The organism is Lysinibacillus capsici (assembly GCF_003367505.1).
Taxonomy (GTDB): Bacteria; Bacillota; Bacilli; order Bacillales_A; family Planococcaceae; genus Lysinibacillus; species Lysinibacillus capsici.
This window is the reverse complement of sequence record NZ_PXXX01000015.1, coordinates 94,844-116,627: the sequence shown is the minus strand read 5'-3', so window position 1 is coordinate 116,627 and position 21,784 is coordinate 94,844. Positions and strand designations below refer to the sequence as shown.

At 38.4% G+C, this 21,784-nt stretch carries 24 protein-coding genes; 7 read left to right on the top strand and 17 right to left on the bottom strand.

Annotated elements, in window-relative coordinates; translation table 11 throughout:
• Positions 1-31: 31 nt before the first annotated feature.
• From C7B89_RS13930 to C7B89_RS13905, 6 genes are all read right to left on the bottom strand, one after another.
• Positions 32-913, bottom strand: coding sequence for a hypothetical protein (locus tag C7B89_RS13930; RefSeq protein ID WP_115673936.1), 882 nt, complete (start codon positions 911-913; stop codon positions 32-34).
• Entirely contained in the window at positions 906-1,421 is a 516-nt protein-coding gene (locus C7B89_RS13925) for an RNA polymerase sigma factor (RefSeq protein WP_081011064.1), read from the bottom strand. Before C7B89_RS13925 ends, C7B89_RS13930 begins: the two co-directional genes overlap by 8 nt.
• A 115-nt stretch (positions 1,422-1,536) precedes the next feature.
• Positions 1,537-2,145 (bottom strand): SCO family protein, encoded by a 609-nt coding sequence (locus C7B89_RS13920; RefSeq protein ID WP_115673935.1) that lies wholly within the window; start codon positions 2,143-2,145, stop codon positions 1,537-1,539.
• A 104-nt stretch (positions 2,146-2,249) separates the two neighbouring features.
• Entirely contained in the window at positions 2,250-2,372 is a 123-nt protein-coding gene (locus C7B89_RS13915; RefSeq protein WP_004229459.1) for a YvrJ family protein, read from the bottom strand.
• Between the two features lie 65 nt (positions 2,373-2,437).
• Positions 2,438-2,662: a DUF2922 domain-containing protein gene (locus C7B89_RS13910; RefSeq protein WP_066037397.1), complete on the bottom strand. Its 225-nt coding sequence runs from the start codon at positions 2,660-2,662 to the stop codon at positions 2,438-2,440.
• Between the two features lie 14 nt (positions 2,663-2,676).
• Positions 2,677-2,892: a DUF1659 domain-containing protein gene (locus C7B89_RS13905; protein ID WP_004229465.1), complete on the bottom strand. Its 216-nt coding sequence runs from the start codon at positions 2,890-2,892 to the stop codon at positions 2,677-2,679.
• Positions 2,893-3,013: 121 nt separating this feature from the next.
• Here C7B89_RS13905 and C7B89_RS13900 point away from each other — a divergent pair, with 121 nt between their 5' ends.
• Entirely contained in the window at positions 3,014-3,442 is a 429-nt protein-coding gene (locus C7B89_RS13900) for a DUF2621 domain-containing protein (protein ID WP_004229468.1), read from the top strand.
• Positions 3,443-3,952: 510 nt separating this feature from the next.
• On the opposite strand, the gene C7B89_RS13895 is transcribed toward C7B89_RS13900, so the two are convergent.
• Genes C7B89_RS13895 through C7B89_RS13885 form a run of 3 tightly spaced genes read right to left on the bottom strand, consistent with a single transcriptional unit; the run spans position 3,953 to position 5,604 of the window.
• Complete coding sequence (locus C7B89_RS13895) at positions 3,953-4,447, bottom strand: CcdC family protein (protein ID WP_004229470.1); 495 nt, start codon at positions 4,445-4,447, stop codon at positions 3,953-3,955.
• A 25-nt stretch (positions 4,448-4,472) separates the two neighbouring features.
• Positions 4,473-4,859, bottom strand: a complete 387-nt coding sequence (locus C7B89_RS13890) for a response regulator (protein ID WP_004229473.1) — start codon at positions 4,857-4,859, stop codon at positions 4,473-4,475.
• Positions 4,860-4,893: 34 nt separating this feature from the next.
• Complete coding sequence (locus C7B89_RS13885) at positions 4,894-5,604, bottom strand: cytochrome c biogenesis CcdA family protein (RefSeq protein ID WP_016995208.1); 711 nt, start codon at positions 5,602-5,604, stop codon at positions 4,894-4,896.
• A gap of 512 nt (positions 5,605-6,116) precedes the next feature.
• Here C7B89_RS13885 and C7B89_RS13880 point away from each other — a divergent pair.
• The 4 genes from C7B89_RS13880 (at position 6,117) to C7B89_RS13865 (ending at position 9,863) form a co-directional block, all read left to right on the top strand.
• Complete coding sequence (locus tag C7B89_RS13880) at positions 6,117-6,848, top strand: FadR/GntR family transcriptional regulator (RefSeq protein ID WP_048390198.1); 732 nt, start codon at positions 6,117-6,119, stop codon at positions 6,846-6,848.
• A gap of 139 nt (positions 6,849-6,987) precedes the next feature.
• Positions 6,988-7,704 (top strand): (Fe-S)-binding protein, encoded by a 717-nt coding sequence (locus tag C7B89_RS13875; protein WP_115673934.1) that lies wholly within the window; start codon positions 6,988-6,990, stop codon positions 7,702-7,704.
• Positions 7,705-7,719: 15 nt separating this feature from the next.
• On the top strand, positions 7,720-9,147 hold the full coding sequence (locus tag C7B89_RS13870) for a LutB/LldF family L-lactate oxidation iron-sulfur protein (protein ID WP_115673933.1): 1,428 nt from the start codon (positions 7,720-7,722) through the stop codon (positions 9,145-9,147).
• A complete protein-coding gene (locus C7B89_RS13865; RefSeq protein ID WP_066038257.1) occupies positions 9,147-9,863 on the top strand; it encodes a LutC/YkgG family protein in 717 nt (238 codons plus the stop codon). The genes C7B89_RS13870 and C7B89_RS13865 overlap by 1 nt, the downstream gene beginning before the upstream one ends.
• Before the next feature lie 736 nt (positions 9,864-10,599).
• On the opposite strand, the gene C7B89_RS13855 is transcribed toward C7B89_RS13865, so the two are convergent.
• Positions 10,600-11,895 (bottom strand): MFS transporter, encoded by a 1,296-nt coding sequence (locus C7B89_RS13855; RefSeq protein WP_112117793.1) that lies wholly within the window; start codon positions 11,893-11,895, stop codon positions 10,600-10,602.
• 121 nt (positions 11,896-12,016) lie between these two features.
• Here C7B89_RS13855 and C7B89_RS13850 point away from each other — a divergent pair, with 121 nt between their 5' ends.
• Positions 12,017-13,270 (top strand): helix-turn-helix domain-containing protein, encoded by a 1,254-nt coding sequence (locus tag C7B89_RS13850; RefSeq protein ID WP_066037734.1) that lies wholly within the window; start codon positions 12,017-12,019, stop codon positions 13,268-13,270.
• Positions 13,271-13,310: 40 nt separating this feature from the next.
• Here C7B89_RS13850 and C7B89_RS13845 read toward each other — a convergent pair whose 3' ends face one another.
• Positions 13,311-15,215 carry an endonuclease MutS2 gene (locus tag C7B89_RS13845; RefSeq protein ID WP_115673932.1) on the bottom strand — a complete coding sequence of 635 codons (1,905 nt, stop codon included), beginning with the start codon at positions 15,213-15,215 and terminating at the stop codon, positions 13,311-13,313.
• Positions 15,216-15,697: 482 nt separating this feature from the next.
• Here C7B89_RS13845 and C7B89_RS13840 point away from each other — a divergent pair, with 482 nt between their 5' ends.
• Positions 15,698-15,970, top strand: a complete 273-nt coding sequence (locus C7B89_RS13840) for a hypothetical protein (RefSeq protein ID WP_115673931.1) — start codon at positions 15,698-15,700, stop codon at positions 15,968-15,970.
• A 238-nt stretch (positions 15,971-16,208) separates the two neighbouring features.
• Here the strand turns inward: C7B89_RS13840 and rarD are convergent, their stop codons facing one another.
• The 6 genes from rarD to C7B89_RS13810 form a co-directional block, all read right to left on the bottom strand.
• On the bottom strand, positions 16,209-17,117 hold the full coding sequence (gene rarD, locus C7B89_RS13835) for an EamA family transporter RarD (RefSeq protein WP_048390187.1): 909 nt from the start codon (positions 17,115-17,117) through the stop codon (positions 16,209-16,211).
• A 134-nt stretch (positions 17,118-17,251) separates the two neighbouring features.
• Entirely contained in the window at positions 17,252-17,788 is a 537-nt protein-coding gene (locus tag C7B89_RS13830) for a hypothetical protein (protein WP_048390186.1), read from the bottom strand.
• 223 nt (positions 17,789-18,011) lie between these two features.
• On the bottom strand, positions 18,012-19,181 hold the full coding sequence (locus C7B89_RS13825) for a toxic anion resistance protein (RefSeq protein ID WP_115673930.1): 1,170 nt from the start codon (positions 19,179-19,181) through the stop codon (positions 18,012-18,014).
• A gap of 66 nt (positions 19,182-19,247) precedes the next feature.
• Positions 19,248-19,505, bottom strand: coding sequence for a hypothetical protein (locus tag C7B89_RS13820; protein WP_115673929.1), 258 nt, complete (start codon positions 19,503-19,505; stop codon positions 19,248-19,250).
• A gap of 139 nt (positions 19,506-19,644) precedes the next feature.
• Entirely contained in the window at positions 19,645-20,889 is a 1,245-nt protein-coding gene (locus tag C7B89_RS13815; RefSeq protein ID WP_081011063.1) for an ABC transporter permease, read from the bottom strand.
• Positions 20,873-21,778, bottom strand: coding sequence for an ABC transporter ATP-binding protein (locus tag C7B89_RS13810; protein WP_115673928.1), 906 nt, complete (start codon positions 21,776-21,778; stop codon positions 20,873-20,875). Before C7B89_RS13810 ends, C7B89_RS13815 begins: the two co-directional genes overlap by 17 nt.
• Positions 21,779-21,784: the final 6 nt, after the last annotated feature.

The window sequence follows — 21,784 nt, the reverse complement described above, 5'->3', positions numbered from 1 at the left end:
CTATTATAGCTCAATTGAAATGTCTCATGACTTATTCGCCAAGAATAAAATCTCTTGCAAGGATCGCCATTTTTTCTTGAACCTCCTGTGGTTCTCCATCAAGTTGATACCCGATATGATAGACATAGCCGTTATAGTAAGAATAAAACTCATTGGCTCTAGTAGTCATTTGAAAGATTCGCTTATCCGTCTCATCATAATTATAATAAGTATATACATAACCTCGTTCTGGTGACATCTCCCGATAAAACAGGGGATTCATAAAATTTAAGCCTATATTCGAAACTTTCATCCCTAAAGTTTCTTCCATATTTTTAGACTTCACATAGCTCGCTAAGGGATTATACTTTACATTTGTCACGGTAAAATTAATAAATTGTAAATCCACCCCAGTGGAGGATTTTTCTTTATAGCTAAATTGAAATTGCGTTTGTTGGCTACCATCCTCCATTTTTGCTGAAATTGCATAGACCTCATGTATATTTGGTTGAAATGGTAAATTTTCAGGATCAGTGAGATGAACGACATCCTCCAGTGATGTTGCTACTGATTGCATCGCCTCTAAACCTTGAAGTGGTGCATAATATTGGATATGTTTTGCCTGACTTAAATAATTAGCAAGTGGAAGAAAATTACTGTATGCTGTGGCTTTTCCCTCCACTTCTTTTTGAAATAAATCCGTGAATGTAGGTGTTTCTCCTTCATCCTGTGTCGCCAACTCGCCCATCGGTTTTGCAGCTTGCCAAGCAATAAATAATAAAATAGAGCAGGTAATCATTATCGTAACGGCACGATATGTCCATCTTGGCTTGGGCATAACAGGCTCTTGCTGAATTTGTTGTCGAACCTTATGAATAATGGCTTCCTTATGTGCTGAAACATCTTGTAGTACCTGCATTGTATGCTTATCCATGGAAAAGCACCTCCCATTCAATATGTTGTAACTCTATTTTTAATAGCTCCTTTCCTTTCTTTAAACGTGATTTCACAGTACCTTCAGGAATCGCAAGTAGCTCCGCAATCTCTTTAATCGTCATCTCCTCCAAGTAAAAATAGACAATTGCTTCTCGTGGTTTGAGAGGTAAGCTTAAAATGGCATCATCTAACAGTGCTTGTTCATCTTGACGAATCAGTGTGTCCGGCAATGTTGATTTTTGTTTGGTAAAAAATTTATGCTGAAATGTTATTTTTCTGTATGCCCAGCTTTTTAAATAATCTTTGCATTTATTGATTGTCATGCGGGCTAAGTATGCCTTCATCTCTCCTCGTTCCTCATATTGTTTTTGATGATAGAACTTAATAAACACATCCTGTACAATATCCTCGGCTATTTGTAAATCCTTTGTATAGTAATAAGCAATTCGAAACAATTGCTCCGTATGTATAGCCATTAACTGCTCGAAATTTTCATGATCAGACACGCCATCATCCTCCTTCTACACTATAAACGACTCACAACCAGAAAAAGATTATTTTTCCAGATAGAAAAATACATAAAAAAACCGCCTCAACCATTTGAGACGGTTTACTGTTACTTTATAAATTTTCATCAATATATGTTTCGATATCAGAAGCTATCGTATCAATCGGTACATCTTCAATGTTTTCAGCATAACCATTATACATTTTGACGAGGACACCATCTTTATCGACTAAGAAAAATTGATTACCATGAATGACTTGGTCACTGTTAGGGTCGTTTTTCACTAAAATCTTTGTATTTTTCACCGCAAATTGTTCGATATATTTCTGTGAATACCCTGTAAGAAGGTTCCATTTAGATTCATCTGGAACATTGTATTTACTAAGATAATCCGCTAACACATCTGGTTGATCAACATCTGGATCTACTGAAAAGGCAACGATGTTATAGTCCTCTACTCCTTTTTTCTGAAGCTTTTCTTGGACTTGTGCCATGTTTAATGACATGGGCGGGCAGATGGACACACAGTTTGTGAAAATATACATACCAATCCAAGGCTTACCTTTTAAGTTTTCAAGCGAAACCGTTTCACCACGTTGATTAACATGTTCAAAATCGGGTATTTCTAGACTATAATCTGCTTTAAATTTTGAGTTTCCACATGCGCCTAGCACAGATGCACAGGCTAACAGCAGCACTAGCCCTATTAATTTACGTTTCATGTCAACACTCTCCCTAACCTACACTATCCCCATCCTAACGTAGGTTGTAAGCGTTGACAAGAACTTCTAAGTGACAGCTTTCGTACATCTTTGTGAAATCCATTTCATTTTAATGAAACGAGTGCAGCATGAATCGCATCAAGCTTTACTTCGACGCGGTGTAATAAATAAAATGACACTAAAATCGGAAAACCGATATCGGATATCATGTTCAACCACTGTTCCATCCTTCTCCTCCTCTCTCACGTTAAAAATGGTCTTTGCACTTCTCGTAGCAAAGACCATTGTTGAATTATTCTGTTACTACTTCAAATTCTGTGACTTGACGATCTACAATACGAGCTCCCTTGATGGCTGACAGTGCACCACCTTGCCCAGTAAAAACATTTTTAGCCATAATCGTTCCCATTGCCTGCTGAATGTCAGTCACCGTGATATTCGGCTTCGGTGCATCAATCGAAAGGGTTGTCGTTTTCCCATCAGTTGTGGCAAATTGCAATTCTAGAACTTGTGTCATTCTGTGATCCCTCCTTAAGATAAATCGTGTGTTTCCTGTTTCGCAATGCCAGCCAGTGATTGTGATGAAAGACTAGCAATAGCATAAGCAACAGCTAACAAATCGTCCGCGCTATGTGTGTTGTTAATATTTCGATACGATTTCGTGGTGAACGTAGGCTCATTGTTCTCATCATAGCCATCCACATACTTGAGACGCAGTGTAGCATTTACAAAGTTAACATTAGCCATGTAGCATCACCTCCTTTCTGCACACTATATAAAGGCGAATTGCTAAAAAAGGGACATTAAGGATGAATTTTTTTTCGGAAGCTTTTATAATAGAGTGAGAGAAGGCAAAGAGGTGAACGATTTGTTACAAGGTTGGTTTTTATGGTTTATTTTATTTTGGGTTGTCGTCCTCATTTCATTGATGGCTATTGGCGGATTCTTCATGTTCCGCAAATTTTTAAAGGCACTCCCAAAGCAGGATGGAAAATCAGATTTAGATTGGCAAGAATATTATTTAGATAAAACCGTTCACTTGTGGGGACAAGCTGAAAAAGAATTACTCTATGAACTCGTAAGCCCCGTCCCTGAGCTTTTTAGACAAGTGGCGAAGGAAAAAATTGCAGGAAAAATTGGCGAGCTCGCATTAGAAGAAAAAGCAGCTGCTATTAACAATGACCTCATTATTCGCGGCTATATCCAAGCAACACCAAAACGCGATCACAAATTTTTACGCAAAAAATTAGAGCAAATGCAAATTGACATCTCCCCCTATGAACATCTATTCGAATGAGTAAACGCTGCACAAATCTTTGTGCAGCGTTTTTACTTAGTTATGGGATTATTGTCCTAAGAAGCTATCCTGCACTTTGCTAGCTTTATCCTCTTTAGTTGGACTTCTAACCGCGCTTTGCTGCCTCTATCCTCTACTTTTGAGGTTCTATCCGCCACTTTTATGAGGCTATCCTGCACTTTGCTAGCTTTATCCTCTTTAGTTGGACTTCTAATCGCGCTTTGCTGCTCTATCCTCTACTTTTGAGGTTCTATCCGCCACTTTTATGAGGCTATCCTCCACTTTGCTAGCTTTATCCTCTTTATTTGGACCTCTAGCCGCGCTTTGCTGCTCTATCCTCTACTTTTGAATTTTTATCCGCCACTTTTATGAGGCTATCCTGCACTTTGCAAGCTTTATCCTCTTTTTTTGGACTTCTATCCGCGCTTTGCTGCTTTATCCGTCACTTTTATAAGGCTATCCAGTTCCTCCAGCGCTTAAATGCATAAAAAAACTACACTAGCTTCAGCACTAGTGTAGTTTTGGAATTGTTTTTTTGACGCGTTTAAACTGGATTAGCATTGCGATACGCCATGGTACTAACATGGCAAAGGCTAATATCCAGAACATACCTGCTAATTCACCGACATCGATGGAGCTACTTAAAATCATTTTCGCCACCACTCGGAATATTAACAATCCGATTAATATAAAAGCGAATGCTTTTGAACGTTTTAAATAAATATCTCGACCCTTTACTTCAAATTTAGAAGTAGCAATTAATATTGTCGAGAATACCATTCCTACAGCTGCCGCCTCTAAGATTTGCATCGGTGGTACACGGAATTGCTCGAATAAAAACATCAGTGCACCTGAGGACATCGCTATTGGTGGAATAATAATTTTCTTCTCATTTGTCGGCATTTTGGAAGCTCTCATTCGTATGACCATCACAAAGCTCCCCATAAGAATGGCCATAATGGTCGACCCTATAACATAATAGTGAGAAGGGATGCTGCTTAACATAAAAAAATCCTCCTCTAATGTCTAATTAACAATTTTGTCCAAGTAATTGATCAGCAACAGCCTTTAATCGTTCTGGCTCGAAAGGCTTTGTAATAAAATCCTTTGCCCCACTCTCAATCGCTTCTACGATTAATTTTTGCTGCCCTAATGCTGTTACCATAATGATTTTTGCATCTGGAAATTCTGGGATGATTTTTTTTACGGCTGCAATACCTGTCATAACGGGCATCGTTACATCCATTGTGACTAAATCTGGTTGTAACTCACGATACATCGCCACAGCTTCTTTACCATTTACTGCCTTACCGACTACCTCATAGCCCCATTCTGTAAACATATTACTGATTGCAACACGCATAAATAGCGTATCATCTACTACTAAAACTGTAGGCACATGTTCATCTCCCTCCACGTTAAAGTTCGGTATGCCTCTTTAGTTTAACAAATTAAAACCCTGTAAATCCACCGAAAATAGGCTGTAAAACGCGTGTAATATACGTTAAGCCATCAAAGAATAATAAAATCCCAACGGCAATCATGATGTAACCGCCGATTTTTACAATTTTCTGGCTGTGTGTACGAATCCAAGTCATTCGTGAAATGAAGAAAGATAGCACGAAGAATGGAATGGCGAATCCTAAATAATACGCAAACATATAGCTAAAGCCCGCACCTGGGTTTGTACTTGCTAACATGATAATCGATGCAAGGATTGGTCCTGTACATGGTGTCCAGCCTGCCGCAAAGGCAATACCAATTAAGACAGACCCAAAATAGCCAGATGGTCTATTTTTAAATTGGAACTTTCGATCCTTCATTAAGAAGTCTATCTGCAATAATCCCACAATCATTAAACCGAATACGACGATTAAAATAGCCCCAACCTGTCGTAATAATGTTTGATAATTCAGGAAGAATTCTGCTGCATATGAAGCACTTAGTCCAATAATGATAAAGATAATGGAAAAGCCTAGTAAAAAGAATAGTGTGTGGAAAATGGCACGTTTTTGTAGCATACCTTTTTCTGATTTTAGCTCATCTAATGTCATACCCGTTATGTACGATAAAAATGCTGGATATAGTGGAAGAGTACATGGTGAAATAAAACTTAAGAACCCTGCACCAAAAGCTAAAAATACGTTAATATCAGATCCCATATTTTTTATTCGCTCCTTACAGTTACTGCATCCATCGTACCAAAAAACAAAATAAAAAGCGCCCTTCTAGTTTGTGAACGTTTCATGGCAAAATGATGAGATTTTTGAGAAGTCCCACCAAGCTACTTCTGCATTATGCGCTCCTGTTGATTTTCTGTCAACAAAATCCGCCAATCTTCCCCCTTTTTCAAAAGGAGTATAGCTAATTTTTCTACCTTTTTCTTGACAGTGTCGATTACTTGTCATTAATGTTGAAAGAAGCTTCTGTTTTTCATAGACACTATCACGCCCATGTTATAGTAAGAAACTATTTATTTTACACTCATCTTTTAAATCATCTGGATATACATTCATCAGATGACCTTATTATATGTTTATATGTTTCCATTATGATTTCTTTAAATTTCGACAGTCCTCTACTCTACACAAAGTGTTCATGGTAAACCATGAGTAAATGACTTATTTTCATGTATAATGATGATAGCAAATGAGCGAAAAAAGAGGTGTAGCCCTTGGAATTAAGAAAGATTAGACCAAAAAAGATCTATGAAGAAGTATCCGAAATCTTACATGAAAAAATACGAGCTGGTGTCCTAAAGCCAGGTGATCGGCTTGACTCAGTTGAGCAGCTTGCGGAGCAATTACAAGTGAGTCGTTCTGCTGTACGGGAGGCATTATCTGCATTAAAAGCAATGGGATTGATTGAAATCAAACAAGGCTCTGGAACGTTTGTCAAAAGTGTGCCAGCCCATCAGCTTGACTTTCCTTTATCCACCGCTATGTTAACGAATAAACAGGATATTGCTCATTTACTAGAAGTGCGCAAAATTATTGAAGTGGGAGCGGCAGGACGTGCAGCCCTCCAACGTACAGATCAGGATATTCAGGCAATGGTACAAATTTTAGAGGATATGAAGCAGGCACATGGTGATGGCGAGCTTGGTGAAAAAGCAGATTATCAATTTCATGCAGCTATTTCCAATGCCTCTCAAAACCCCCTACTCACTACAATTTTAGATCAAATTTCTGGTTTAATGATCGAAACGATGAAAGAGACACGGCGAATTTGGTTGTATTCACAAAAAACAACGAGCGAACAATTATATGATGAACATATGCAGATTTTCCTCGCGATTAAACAGCAAAACGAAGAGCTAGCCAAACATGCAATGGCATCTCATTTAAGCAACGTTGAAAAAGTGCTATTACAATATTTCGAAACAACAGAATCCAATTCACACTAAAAACTACCTAGTACAAGCTAGGTAGTTTTTCTTTTCTGAAAATTCATAAAAAAACGTTTTCACTTTTTCAAATTTGTTGTAAGATTAAATTATTGACAAGTCATCAGATGACCAGTTGTTTATAAAAGGAGCGATGAATATGAAAGTCACACTATTCGCCACTTGCTTAGTGGATATGTTTCAAGGGGATGTGGGAAAAGCAGTTGTTGAAGTATTAGAAAGACTTGGCTGTGACATCGACTTTCCAGAGGATCAAATTTGCTGTGGACAGCCTGCTTACAATAGCGGCTATGTCGAAGAATCGAAAAATGCGATGAAAAAAATGATCACAGCCTTTGAGCATGCTGAATATGTAGTCTCTCCCTCTGGTTCCTGCGCTTATATGTTGAAGGAATATCCAGAAGTTTTTAAAGGAGACCCTATATGGGAGCCAAAAGCGCAAGCATTAGCAGCTAAAACCTATGAATTCACAGAGTTTATTGTCAACGTATTAAAGATAGAAGATGTTGGAGCGTATCTAGAAGGTAAAGCTACTTATCATACGTCATGCCATATGACAAGATTACTTGGTGTGACAGAGGCACCCTTCCAATTATTAAAGAACGTCAAGGGCTTGCATTATGTGGATCTCCCTGGTAAGGATCGATGCTGCGGATTTGGTGGTACATTTTCAGTTAAAATGGGCAATATTTCTGGAGAAATGGTCAATGAAAAAGTACTGAATGTGGAAGAAACAGGCGCTGACATTTTGATAGGAGCTGACGCAGGCTGCTTATTGAATATCGGTGGTCGCATTCAACGTCAGGGTAAGCCAATTAAAGTGATGCATATTGCAGAAGTGTTAAATTGCCGATAAAAGGGGGAAATAAACATGGCCATGAAAACAAGTGATGATCGGTTTCAACAACGTGTCACGAAAGAGCTAGATAATCAGTTTATGCGTCGTGCGGTTTCGAGTGCCCAAGAACGTTTTCAAACACGTCGCCTTCAACAAGCAGAGGAATTAGGACATTGGGAAGAATGGCGTTCTCATGGAGAGGAAATTCGCAAGCATGTTTTAGCAAATCTTGATTATTACCTTTATCAATTAAGTGAAAATGTTGCCAAACGAGGTGGGCATGTGTTCTTTGCGCAAACTGCACAGGAAGCAACCGACTATATTCAAAGCATTGCTAAAAAGAAAAATGCGGCAAAAATTGTGAAATCCAAATCAATGGTGACAGAAGAAATTAACTTAAATACGGCTTTAGAAGCGCTTGGTTGTGAAGTGATTGAGACAGACCTAGGTGAATATATTTTGCAGGTGGCAGATCACGAGCCCCCTTCGCATATTGTGGCGCCAGCCTTGCATAAAAATAAGGAGCAAATTCGAGATGTTTTTAAGGAAAAACAAGGCTACAGTCAAACAGAAAAACCAGAGGAACTTGCCCTTTATGTACGTGAAAAATTAAGACAGGAATATTTAACAGCCGATATTGGTATTACAGGCTGTAATTTTGCTATTGCTGAAAGTGGATCCATTACACTCGTTACGAATGAGGGCAATGCTGATTTAGTAACAGCGCTACCAAAAACACAAATCACAGTTATGGGAATGGAAAGAATAGTTCCTACATTTGAAGAAATGGAGGTCCTTGTTAGTTTATTAACAAGAAGTGCTGTCGGTCAAAAGCTAACGAGCTATATTACAACGTTAACAGGCGTAAAGGACGAAGAGGATACGGATGGACCAGAGGAATTTCATTTAGTTATTGTTGATAATGGACGCTCGGCTATTTTAGGTAGTGAATTCCAGCCTATTTTACAATGCATTCGCTGTGCTGCCTGTGTTAATGCTTGCCCTGTCTATCGTCATGTTGGTGGGCATACGTATGGCTCTATCTACTCTGGACCTGTAGGTGTTGTGCTCTCTCCACTTTTAGGAGGCTACGATGATTTTAAAGAACTGCCCTATGCTTCTACATTGTGCGGTGCTTGTACAGATGCATGCCCTGTTAAAATTCCATTACATCAGCTCATTCATCGCCATCGTCAGGTCATTGTTGAAAATGAGGGCAAGGCACCTATCTCTGAAAAGCTTTTAATGAAGGCATTTGGTCTAGGGGCTTCCTCCCCTACCCTTTATAAAATGGCGACAAAAATTGCTGCACCTGCCATGTCTCCATTTACCAAAAACAAAACTATTTCTAAAGGGCCGGGCCCATTAAAAGCATGGACTGAGGCAAGGGATTTCCCTGCACCAAGTAAAGACAGCTTTAGAGACTGGATGAAGCATCGTACAAAAGGAGGCGGGCAATAATGACTGGTATGATTCAGCGTCGAGAAACCTTTTTAGCAAATATTGCGAAGCAGCTCGGACGTTCGCCTAAGACAGAACTACCACGACCAACTTGGCAGTATCAGCCACAAGATCGTGTGCTCAAAGATGCGACAAAGGATGAATTGGTGGAAATATTAATTAAGCAGTGTGCCAACATCCATACCAATATTGTCATTTCTAATACTGCGACACTTCCAGAGGATTTACAGGACGTTGTTGACAAGTATGGAGGTCAGTCTGTTATTACATGGAAGGATAAACGGTTCCAGGACTACGGATTATCTGCACTTATGAACGAACAATGGCCACAAGCCAATATTCAGCTTTATGAATGGGATTCACAGCAACCTGAGGAAAATATCCGTCAAGCTGAAAAAGCAAATATTGGCGTGACAATTAGTGAAATGACGTTAGCAGAATCGGGGACTGCCGTGCTTTTTAGTAGCAAAGATAGAGGGAGAAGCATTAGCTTTTTACCTGAAAAGTCGATCATTATCATTCCTAAAAGTACAATTGTGCCTCGTATGACACAGGCAGCTCGTTGGATTAGTGAAAAAATCCGTCAGGGTGAAAAAATTGCTTCCTGTATCAACTTTGTTACGGGACCAAGTAACTCAGCCGATATCGAAATGATTCTTATCGTTGGTGTCCATGGCCCTATTCAAGCAACCTATATTGTTATTGATGATCAGTAAAGGCATTTCACCGCATGCCTGTTCTTGTTGTTGAAAAAGATGATGTCAACTGCAGAAAAAGCAACTTTGCAAGGTGAGGGGTTGATTTCCGTTCCGCCAGCGTCCTTTCCAGGGGGCGTCCGATGAGCCGCTTCACTCACTTCCGTTCGCTCCAGGGTCTCCTCTGTGACGCTCAATCCCCTAGGAGTGACGCTGGCTCCACTCCAATCAACCATTCTGCAAAAGGGGCTTTTCCTTATCTTTCATACTAGCTAGCCGTAGTAATCAAATTAGCCTATTATTTGTATGATTAGAGAAAGGATAGACTCTTAATTTCATTGCGAAGAAGTAATGAGTGTCAAAAGCCCTCCATAAAATGGGTAGTGAAGACCTTCACTTTATTTGAAAACCTTTGCTAAAAAGTTAGTGGGTTGAAGTGGAAGGCTACTTGACTCCCGTGGGATAGCGAGACAGGCGAAACCCTGCACGGAGCCGTAGCGGAGGAAGCGATTCGGCGCTCGCCCACAGGAAAGCAAGTAGCCTGCAACGGAAATCCATTTCTACCTTTCAATTGAATGTTTTGTTTTTCAACACTAAGAACGAGGCTGGGACAAAAAGAAAAAATGTTAGACCAAGATATAATTAGTCTAACATTTTTTTGATTTAGGAAGGCATATTTAACTTCTTAAAGTGAAAAAGCTAATATCCATTTTTATTGTTTTTCAATATAATCGAGTTCTGTCCCAGCCTCGTTATTTTAAGTTGTTGTGTTCGCGACCCCTTCTGGGAGAGCTGCTTTTTCATAATACTCTGGATGTGCCTCTTTTAAAATAGATGAGCGCAGCATCACAAGTGAAATGATAATAATAATGACACTCGTTACTGGTAAAATAATAGTTGCTGGTAATGTATCATATAACATGCCATAGACTACCATACCAATCGGCATCATGGACATCGCCATCGTCTCCATTAGCCCAAAAACACGCCCACGGTACTCTTCCGCAATGATTTTTTGCATATACACCCCGATGGGCATATTAATCCCCATTTCGAAAATTGCGAAAATAAAGTAAATGATGAGATAGAAGATCACAATAGCTATATAGGTAAAATCAGTAACTAAAGGGATTACTGCTAAGCCAACACTTCCCGCCAATAGTAATAAGCTGATTTTCGAAAAGCGTAAAGGTACCTTTACTTCAGATCTTGTTGCGAAATAAAGGGATGCTAAGAGCATACCTAATGCACCAGACGCTTCAATAAAGCCAAAGTGTGTGGATTCTACTTTTAGCAATTCAATAATGATGTACGTTCCTCCAACAGCGATGGCAGAAAAGAATAGGTTGATCCACAATGCTACCCACATAATGGTCTTAATGACGTTACGTTGCTTGATATAATGAAAACCACTTTTCAGCCCTTCCCACATCTTTTCTTTTTTCGTATCTTCCCCTCTTGTACTATAAAGGTTAAAATCCATTGTTGCCTCTAAACAAAAGGCAATCGCATAGGCCACCATATTCACCATTAAAAATACATCCATATTAAAAAATCCATACATCATACCACCAATGACTGGTCCTCCAATTGCAGCTACGGACATTGACATTTGGTTAAATGACATCGCACGTTGTAATCTCTCTGGATTGACAAGTGTGGCAATTGCTGATGAAAACGTTACACCAGAAAAGGCTGAGCAAATAGTATTAAAAACAGTAGCTATGTATATAGCATAAACGGACATTCCTACTGTTTCTGTATAAAGCAGTAATCCCCCTACTGTCAAAATGGTTCCTGCCTGTGCTATTAATATTGTGCGTTTTTTTGAAAAATTATCTGCGACATAGCCTGCTAAGGGTGCCACAAGTGCGCGGGGTAATACTGAACAAATCATATTGGTAGCGAAGCTCATTGCCGACCCAGTCATCGCTAAAATATACAAACTAATACCGAATGCCATGACGTTTGCACCCAACATGGCAATCATTTTACTCGCCGTGAACGTCCATAAGTGATAGGTCGCCTTTTTTAATTTTTCCGCTTCATTCATCTAAATCCCTCCATTATTTAACTAAATTAAAAAGTTTAATTATGTTAAACAAAATATACCACAGCTCCCTCTTTTCATGCAAGCGAAAGTTTAATATAATTAAACAAAAGGAGGCGAGGCAGTGGACTCTTTAGGCACACGAATTCGCAAATTAAGGAAAGAACAAAAATTAACATTAGAGGCACTTGCCGGTGATCGTCTAACTAAAGGAATGTTAAGCCAAATAGAAAATGATAAGGCTAAGCCTTCTATGGAAAGCCTTGACTATATTGCTGAACGTTTAGGTGTAAAAGCTAGTGAATTACTGGAAGAAGTAACCCCATCCTCCATACGCCAGCTATTAGAGCAGGTGGAAAGTTTATTTGCAGAAGTAAAACGTGGTGATGCTCATCATCATCAAGAAATTGTCGATTTAATTAAGCCGTCTGTGGAGGGCCTGCCTCAAAGTTATGAAGCTGGCCGTTTATTGTATATTTACGCAGATGCCCAGTATGAAGCTGGATTAACAACATGGGAAGTCCCGCTTCAGCAAGCCCGCACTATTTTTAAGGAAATTAATTTACTCAGCCATTGGTTCAAAACCTTTATCCTCGAGATGGCTATTTTAGCAGCAAAACGTCAATATACATTGGCGTACGATCGTATCTTACAGGCAAAGGAAATTATCGAACAAGAGGACTATCAGCTCGATTCTCGTGATGCCTTATTAATGACTTATTATACAAGTATTTTCCAACTTGCAATTGGTGAGCATGAGGAAGGGAAAAAATTAATTCAAGAGACGATTGCCAATGCTCATAAAAACCAATTGTTCTATCAGATTGATAATATGTACAGAATTGGTGCCTATTGTGCCATGATTGATCGTGATTTTGAACAAACCAATCATATGTTTATGAAACTGGAGCAATATCAGGCATTTGCTGAACGTGTTGAGGTTGATGCTTTTATTTTTGTATTGAAGGCACATTATTGTAATAATTACAGCAATAATTATGAGCAGGCTCTGATGGAAATAGAACGTTTTTATCAGCTTAGACACGATGATTATTTAGACAAGCTAGATCCAAACTTTTACTATGCTGAAAAAGGAAAATCCTTATATTTACTAGGACAATATGAGGAGGCGAAGGCTGCATTCGAACAGTATAAACACAGACCGATCTATATTAATCATCCATATGATATTTTAAGCTTAAATGAATGCTTTTCCTATAAAGCCCTTTGCTATGCACATTTTGGTGAGCTAACAACAGCCTATGAAATTGCAAAAATGGCCTATACAGATTCACTGGATTTAGTGGATTTGCCCTATAAACGAAAAATTGAGGAAGTCTATCGAACGATTAAGGCACAGATTGATTCCATAAATTAATTAATAAAGGGATTGCACGAGGCTGTGCAATCCCTTGTTTTTATTGCTGACGATCACTCTTTATTTGTTTATGGATCTTGCGTAACGCTTTTTTCGACCCACGTTCGATATCGTGCTGAAGCTTCCGATCCTGATAGTCTACAAATAATGTCTCTAAATCATATCCTTCAGGGTATAACTCTGTTGCAGGTAATTCAAGGGCAAGCCTCTTTACATTGACCTCTAGTATTTGCCCCTGATAGAATACGCTAACATTATTGTACGGATTCATTTCTTCATATACCAATCCCACATCATCATAGTCCAATAATTTCACACGATCCCCCTTTGCAAATGTATAAGCTGCTGCCAAGCTTTTTTTCTCTTCTTTAGGCTTTCGAATTTTACTGTCCTGAACGATCGTCAGTTGATATTGTTTATTATTTATATAATCCTTTGCTCTTTGTAAAACCGCTTCGCGGACATTCATTTTTTTAGAAATCCATAAGGCATTGCTTTCTCCAGAGGTGCCGATGAGTAATTGGTACAAAGGCTCTAATGTATCAGCATGGAAGCGCATTGCCGCATTCATAAAATCAGGATGCATTTCAGAAAATCGTTTAATTTCACCATAATGTGTAGTTGCCACAGTTATACAGCCCATTTGATAAAATTCTTCTAATATCGCAATGGCTAGTGCAGCTCCTTCATTTGGCTCTGTTCCACTGCCAATTTCATCAAACAGTAAGAGTGTATGATTATTAGCAGCTCTCATAATATCGGAAAGATTTTTCATATGAGAAGAAAACGTACTAAGTGCATTCTCTATACTTTGATTATCGCCAATATCAACAAAGATATGATCAAATACAGCCATTTCCGTTCCTTCGTCCGCTACAATATGGAAGCCCGACATCGTAGCTAATGTTAAAAGGCCAATGGTTTTCAACACAACTGTTTTCCCACCAGCGTTTGGACCTGTAATAATTAAGCTACGGTAGTCTTTCGCAATGGAAAATTGAAGGGGTACCGCATTTCCTGGTAGTAATGGATGCTTACCATTGATTAGTTGAATATAACCGTAATCATTTATACGTGGCTCCCTACCACCAATTTGTCTACTGAACTTCGCTTTGGCAAAAACCATATCGTATTGACTAATCAACTCCATGTTAATGGTGATGGCATGAAGATGTTCCATCAATAGCCCTGATAAAGACGCTAAAATCTGGTATTCCTCCACGGCTTCCTCAGCCTTTAAGGTAGCTAATTCTACATTTAATTTAGCGACAACACTTGGCTCCATAAAAACGGTTGCCCCTTTTGAGGAAATTTCAACGACCGTACCCTGTACATGATTTTTATAGGTCGCCTTAATCGGAATCGTATAGCGATCATCCTTTTGACTAATAAAAAATTCCTGAATATACGGTTTATTAGCACTGTTATTTAAAAATTTCGTTAAACGTTCTTTAATTTTTTCCTCTGTCGTTTCCATATGATGTCGGATGCGTTTTAATTCACGACTAGCGGCCGAATCTACACGATTGGCTTTGATCGCAAAATTAATTTCCTCCTCCACGCTTTTAAATTCAGCCATAGAATGAGCGTAAGAGGAAAGAACAGGCGCAAAAAATGCCTTATCTAACATAAATTTTTTGATGTTGCGGCAGCCTCTTAAAAAATCAGAGATACTCACTAGCTCACTGGGATCTAGAAGCATTCCCTTTTCAAGCTTTGTCATAATATGCTCAATATTCGATACCCCTAAAAACGGAACATGCCCCTCTGCATCCAATATTGCACGAGCTTCTGTTGTTTCATTCAACCGATTTTTTACCACTGTTAAGTTTGAGCTTGGCATTAATTTATCTAAAAGCTGTTTGCCTAACCCGCTGACACAATAGGATTTAACGATGTCCTTTAATTCATGATATTGTAATTTTTCAAGTGTAGTATTATTCATTTCTTTTTGCTCCTCATTGTAATGTTTTATCATACATGAAGATACCTACCCAATAATAGATAGCAATGATGGTTTAAACAAAATAAAAAAGCTGTGAGGAATCCCCACAGCTCTATCTTTAAAAGGCGCGTTTTCCTGGCATCACAAATAAAACTTCAGCTAATTGAAGTTTCTATCCTATCTGCCACGCTTAATAAAGTATTGTAGGTATCTACATAGGTTGTTGAAATAGATCCATGACAAAATAAGGGGTGTTTATAACATGTATCCCCTGCTGTCGTCATCGCCACTATTTCATTCAATTTTTACCTAGTTAGAACCTACCGCACTCACAAAAAGCACCTCTCATTAATTGATCATTGTTATCTAATTATTGACATTTTACTATATGCTAACAGGAAAGTAAAGGTACCTACCTTCAAAAGGTTTTCTCCTATTTTGTCGAATCTATCAAAAAGACTCTATTTGGAGGGAGTACCCAAATGCAACAAAAGACTACCCATTGCCTGTTTACCTTCATTTTCTTATTTATTTTTATAATCCCTACAGTCTCTGCCACATCAACTGTGAGTGGTGAAATAAACGCTATGGGCTTTCATTATGCAGTCTTGCATTTAGCGCAATATAAAGCAGCGGTGAATGAGTTATTCATTGTTAGCCTCATACTACTCAGTGCACTCATAATGGCTACCATTATTTGTTGGTTATTTTTTAGAAGGCAAAAGCATGAGCTGAATAACCCCGCAGTGTTGTAATCGTTCTGCCATTCACTCTAGCGATTTTAATAGTGCTCAAACAGTCACTTCATCTCAATAAGCTACCTATATTTTTCACCATGTTAGTGGAGGAATTTTATCGATCTTTCGGATACGATTAAACAAAATAGCAGACAATCTAGCAGCCCAATCCGATAAGGAATAAAAAAGTTTTGTGCATTACAAAGCGAAGTGGTAAAAGTTACAAAAAAGACCTGTAGAAAAATCTACAAGTCTTTTACGAAACTGATTTATGATGGGCTTTTCTTGTTTCTATAATTTTCGAACCAGAAAATAAAAGTAAAGCTGCCCAAATAATGCTGAATGCAAGGAGCTCAACCTGACTAAATGGCTCTTTGTATAGCACGATGCCTAAAATCAAGACAATCGTTGGCGATACATATTGGATAAACCCTAGTAAATATAAAGGAATATTTTGTGCCCCCTTCGCAAATAAAATAAGCGGGACGGCTGTTACTAAACCACTAAAGATCATCAAAATATCTGTTTTAACATCGACATGTAAAAACGAGGCTTGATGTGTAGCAAAAAGATAGACATAATAGCCTAAAGCAAAGGGTAAAATCAATAACGTTTCAATGGCTAGGCCTCTTGTAGCATCCAGTGTAATTTTCTTTTTCAGCACACCATAAATAGCAAAAGATAGCGCAATCAATAAAGCTACCCAAGGTACTGAGCCGTAATTGATCGTTAAAATAATCACCGCAATAAAAGCAATTCCTGTTGCTACCCATTGTGCACGACTCAGCGATTCTTTAAAGAAAATCACCCCGAAAATTACAGACAATAGCGGATTAATATAATAACCTAAGCTCGTTTCAATGAGATGATTATGCGTCACTGCCCAAATATATAAATACCAGTTCATTGAAATGACAAAGGACGCACCCGCAAGCTGCCAGAAATGCTTTTGATGTGACCATAAATATTTTAAATCTGCTACGAGATCCTGACGCATTCGAAATACGAGCACTGCCAGCACCGTAAAGACAAAGGACCAAATGACACGGGATAATAAAATCTCCATACTTGGTACATGCTCAAGTAATTTCCAATATAGAGGGAATGCTCCCCAAAAGGCATAGGCAAAAAAGGCTGCCAAAACTCCTTTTTTCTCATTTGACATGATATTAACGCTCCTACTCTTACTGAAATCGGTTAACGATTTCCTATAATCTTAAACTAGTTAAAGAATAGACTCATTATAGGACTTTGAGTAGCTGCTGTAAATGCCAAATTTCTAGTTCCTTTTAAAAGCTGTTAACCTTTTTGTTCCGACTCTAGCTCAGAAATATACTTGCGTACAGTACTATAGCTAATCTCTGGATTGATTTGGCGCTTGATGCGAATATGGATTTCTTTAATTCCAACCCCTTGCTCACGCATATCTCGAATCATCGACTTCAAGGGCCCCGTCAATGACTCTCTTGACATCGCTGTATATTTACTCAGTTCAATGAGAAGATCTGTATTTTGTTGACGGAGCACCTTCATCTCCTCCACCACACAATTATATTCAGTGACCTTTTTCTGCAAGACCGTGTTTTGCTGCTTTAACTTTTGTAGATCCTCTGTTAGCTGTGCATTTTGTTTTTTTAGCATTTTTCGTTCTCGTTCTAAACCATTTTGCTTGTTATCTAAATCCTTATACATAGCATTATATAACTCTTCCATATGCAGAAGCTCTAGATAGCGACTTTGCGGTACAATCATTAAGCTATCTGTCGTGTATAGAGCAAGCGTTCCATCTTTAAACGGCTCATACGACAATGTAGAGGGATTTATTTTATTTGCCATTTATTTTTTCACACCTCCACGAATAATTACATGTAATCGAATACCTTTGTGTAGCATCTTTCCGCTTCCTTTTCTATTTGATAATCATTCTCATTTAACATTATCATAATCACTTTTTTGCTTTTTGTCAAAGATCATTTCCCTTGTGTGGAAGGAGCCTCTACCTGCCTACCCTTTCCATAAAAAAAGCCTCTTGCAACAATAGCTGCAAGAAGCTTTAGCCTTACATTTTTTTCAGTTTCTCATACTCCAATTGCAAACGCTCAATACGTTTACGACCTTCTTCACGGTTTCTTGCTGTTTCTGCTTGAATTTGCTTTGTTTCTTGAATACCAGCCATAATTGTTTGCCATGTTGTTTCAATGGTTTCGATTTTAATGCTTGGGCTACCAGCTTGACGAGCAATATTCACACTGTTCTTACTAATATTTTCAGCATTACGCACAAGCATTTCATTCGTACGGCGATCTAGTTCCACCATAGAATCAGAAATCAACTTTTGACGCTTTAATGTCACTGCGTGAATAAGCCCCTGCTTAAAGATCGGAATCGTTGTGACAAAGGCAGAATTAATCTTGGCAATTAGATGATTGTTCCCTTGCTGCATTAAGCGAATTTGTGGTGCTGATTGGAATGATACTTGTTGTGCCATTTCTAAATCATAGCGACGTTGCTCTAATAATTCCACAGCGCGTAGCATTGTTTCATATTCCATAGCTGCCAATTGATCACCACTTTGAGCCTTTTGTTCAAGTGCTGGTAAAGACGCACGAACCTCTTCTGTTTTCACTTCAATAGCTGCAACATATTTACTTAATGATTGGAAGTAGTTTAAGTTTTGATCATACAAATTTTCAAGGTCAATGGTATTACGCTTCATTTCCCCTTCATATTTTTGGATTTCACGGTAAATGACATCCACTTCTTTATTCATGCTGTCATACTTAGATAAGAACCTTTCCAATTGCTCTTTTCCTTTGTTAAAGAGCTTGGAGATGAAACCGCCCTTTTTCTCTTCCGCAAAATCCTGTGGATCAAATTTATCCATAATTTTATTCAGGTTATTTAAAAGCACACTCGATTCTTCCAGCTTACTAGCTTTCATCGTTGCGAGCATTTTATCAGAAAAGGTTGAAATGCCACTTGCCGTTTCTTTACCGAGCTCTAGCATGGCAATTTGATCTTTGACATCAATTTTTTGTGCAAGTGTATGAACCTCTGGATCCTGCTTTAACATTAGCTGGTTTTGAGCGATTTGTGATAGTTCCTGCTCAGATACAAGTACTGGCTTTTGCTCAGCCGTTTGCTGTAAAAGTGGATTTGGCTGTAATAAAGGATTTTCTGAAGCGAATGGGTCCTTGGATTTTAAAAGATCATTGTTGAATTCAGACATATGTTTACCCCCTGCAATTTATCTCTACTAATTACTTACGATTACCATGTAAAAAAGTTTCATTTTCTATAGGATGAAAAAATACGAATCTGCTATACAATAGCCATTCTGGTGTACCTTATATTGCAAACTATATTGATTAGGGTGAGCATTATCAACAAAAATTTCCACTTCAGTGCAATAGTGAAGAATTTCTGCTATTTCTTTACTAGTAGCGCACAGCTGTTGAAGCTTTTGAAAGAGCTGCGCTTTTTCTTCGATTGTTGCTAAATGCTGATTTGATGATCGGTCAAGAATTGCCTCCACCTCTGATTTAGCTAACATCATCCCATCCCCTTTTATAAATTATAGCTTCTTTCTAGCCAAAATTCGACTGATTCCGTAAATTCCTTTACATTGTTTGCTAACAATGGCACCATGACACCAAAAAAGCAGCTACATTATCCATGTAGCTGCCATTATGTTATGTTGTTACCTTTAATACCGTTTTAATTTTTTGAATGACGCCGCCAGAGCTATATGTCAATACACTACGTTTATAGAACGATAAACTGAATAGGTATACGACAACAATCGTTACGACTAAAATTCCTAAAGAAAGTAATGGTACAATGCCACCGATATCTGTAGCGCCAATACGCATTGGCATAATCATTCCAGAAGTTAGTGGGATATAAGAGAATATTTTAATGATAATTGTATCTGGATTCCCCATGCCTGTCAGCATAACATAGAAGCCAATAATCGTAATAATCATCGCAGGCATTAATACTTGACCCGCCTCTTCTACTTTCGATACTAAAGAGCCAAATAATGCACCGATAATAAGATAAAGGATAACTGTTAACAGTAGGAATACGATAGCATAGATGACATAGCCAACGGACAATTCCTTGACAATGCTAGCAGCTGCATCCCAAACCATTCCACCTTTGATAAACTTCGCATAGATAAGGAACACGATCGCAATAATACCCATCTGTGTTAAAGCGAGCAATAAAACTCCAGCGATTTTTGCTTTAAAATGTGTCCCAGGTTTGACACTAACTAACAGCATTTCCATTGCGCGTGAGCCTTTTTCAGAGGCTATTTCAGTCGTAATCATCGATAGGAAAGTAGAAATAAAGAAATAGATTAAAATCCCTACCGCATAGGAAACTACTAGCCCTGATTGCTTTTCTTCTTCACTTTTTCCACCTGTTGATGCCTCATTTAAGTTTTTCGTTGAAATTGTTGTTTGAGCTGCCATAATTTGTGCCGCTTGCTCAGGTGAAAGCGATAATTGTTGTACGGCATAGTGTTGTCCTGCATATTGTAATAAGGATGATAATGTAGATTGATCGTTTAATTTCAGTGGTGTAAACGTAGCAATTTCAGCATGTAATTGACCATTTTGGTCGTTAATCGTCACAATCGCATCCAGCTTGCCGTCCTTTACTCTTTTTTCAAGGGTCGATACATCTTGCTCATCTTGAATAAAATTCATATCTCCATTCGAGACAAAAATACCACTTAGATCAGCAGAGGTTTTATTAATAATCGCGATTTGCTGTGCTTCATCATCACCTGTGAATAATTCCTTAATTTCTGACCAGAAGACAGCCACTGACATGACAATTACATATAAACAAGTCATTAAGATAAAGGATTTTGATTTAATTTTAGCTTTATATAATTGCTTCATTAATAAACTAAACTTCGACAACATGGCCACCTACCTTATCTTTAAAGATTTCATCTAACGATAAATAATCTAAGCTGAATTTTTCAATATACTTCCCATTGGATAGCTGCTCAAAGATACCTTGAGCAAAGCTTTCGTCCACTAATGTAAGCACTGTTTGCTCCTTCTCTACACGCACATCCTTGACACCCTCAAGTGCCAATAATTGTGTTGTTGACCAATCCGTACGGACAGCAAGCTTTGTTTTACCATATTGTTTCTTTAAATCTAGTAAGCTTCCAGAAAATAAAGAAACACCTCGTTTTAATAAACACAAATGATCACAAAGCTCCTCGACATTGTCCATTTGGTGACTGGAGAACAAAATCGTCGTGCCTTGCTCTTTCAATAGTAAAATAGCATCCTTTAGTAAATCTTTATTGACGGGATCTAGCCCACTGAACGGCTCATCTAAAATTAAAAACGCAGGTTTATGGATAAAGCTTGCAATTAGCTGTACCTTTTGCTGATTCCCCTTTGACAGTGTTTCTGCCTTATCCTTGCGTTTTTCCTCCAGTTCAAAGCGTTGAATCCAAAAATCTATTTCCTTTTTCAGCTCTGCTCGTTTCATGCCACGTAGCTCACCAAAAAAGTTAAGCTGCTCCTCTACCTTCATTGTTGGGAAAATACCACGCTCCTCTGGTAAATAACCAAGGACATCTCGGTTAATGGCATTAACTGGCTGCCCATCCCAAGTAATCGTCCCCGCTGTCGTCTCCTGTAAATCTAAAATCATTCGGAATGTCGTTGTTTTTCCTGCACCATTTTGACCAATTAGACCGAAAATTTCCCCTTTTTCAATGGTAAAATTTAAATCATCTACAGCTGTAAAATCCTTGTACTTCTTTGTGACATGCTGTAACTGTAATGTCATGTTGTC

Coding starts and splice junctions, on each gene's coding strand:
- C7B89_RS13870 (WP_115673933.1), top strand. CDS start 7,720: ATGGCCATGAAAACAAGTGATGATCGGTTTCAACAACGTGTCACGAAA.
- C7B89_RS13825 (WP_115673930.1), bottom strand. CDS start 19,181: ATGTCTGAATTCAACAATGATCTTTTAAAATCCAAGGACCCATTCGCT.
- rarD (WP_048390187.1), bottom strand. CDS start 17,117: ATGTCAAATGAGAAAAAAGGAGTTTTGGCAGCCTTTTTTGCCTATGCC.
- C7B89_RS13915 (WP_004229459.1), bottom strand. CDS start 2,372: ATGGAACAGTGGTTGAACATGATATCCGATATCGGTTTTCCGATTTTA.
- C7B89_RS13820 (WP_115673929.1), bottom strand. CDS start 19,505: ATGTTAGCTAAATCAGAGGTGGAGGCAATTCTTGACCGATCATCAAAT.
- C7B89_RS13815 (WP_081011063.1), bottom strand. CDS start 20,889: ATGTTGTCGAAGTTTAGTTTATTAATGAAGCAATTATATAAAGCTAAA.
- C7B89_RS13840 (WP_115673931.1), top strand. CDS start 15,698: ATGCAACAAAAGACTACCCATTGCCTGTTTACCTTCATTTTCTTATTT.
- C7B89_RS13930 (WP_115673936.1), bottom strand. CDS start 913: ATGGATAAGCATACAATGCAGGTACTACAAGATGTTTCAGCACATAAG.
- C7B89_RS13920 (WP_115673935.1), bottom strand. CDS start 2,145: ATGAAACGTAAATTAATAGGGCTAGTGCTGCTGTTAGCCTGTGCATCT.
- C7B89_RS13895 (WP_004229470.1), bottom strand. CDS start 4,447: ATGTTAAGCAGCATCCCTTCTCACTATTATGTTATAGGGTCGACCATT.
- C7B89_RS13875 (WP_115673934.1), top strand. CDS start 6,988: ATGAAAGTCACACTATTCGCCACTTGCTTAGTGGATATGTTTCAAGGG.
- C7B89_RS13830 (WP_048390186.1), bottom strand. CDS start 17,788: ATGGCAAATAAAATAAATCCCTCTACATTGTCGTATGAGCCGTTTAAA.
- C7B89_RS13905 (WP_004229465.1), bottom strand. CDS start 2,892: ATGGCTAATGTTAACTTTGTAAATGCTACACTGCGTCTCAAGTATGTG.
- C7B89_RS13885 (WP_016995208.1), bottom strand. CDS start 5,604: ATGGGATCTGATATTAACGTATTTTTAGCTTTTGGTGCAGGGTTCTTA.
- C7B89_RS13845 (WP_115673932.1), bottom strand. CDS start 15,215: ATGAATAATACTACACTTGAAAAATTACAATATCATGAATTAAAGGAC.
- C7B89_RS13910 (WP_066037397.1), bottom strand. CDS start 2,662: ATGACACAAGTTCTAGAATTGCAATTTGCCACAACTGATGGGAAAACG.
- C7B89_RS13810 (WP_115673928.1), bottom strand. CDS start 21,778: ATGACATTACAGTTACAGCATGTCACAAAGAAGTACAAGGATTTTACA.
- C7B89_RS13855 (WP_112117793.1), bottom strand. CDS start 11,895: ATGAATGAAGCGGAAAAATTAAAAAAGGCGACCTATCACTTATGGACG.
- C7B89_RS13865 (WP_066038257.1), top strand. CDS start 9,147: ATGACTGGTATGATTCAGCGTCGAGAAACCTTTTTAGCAAATATTGCG.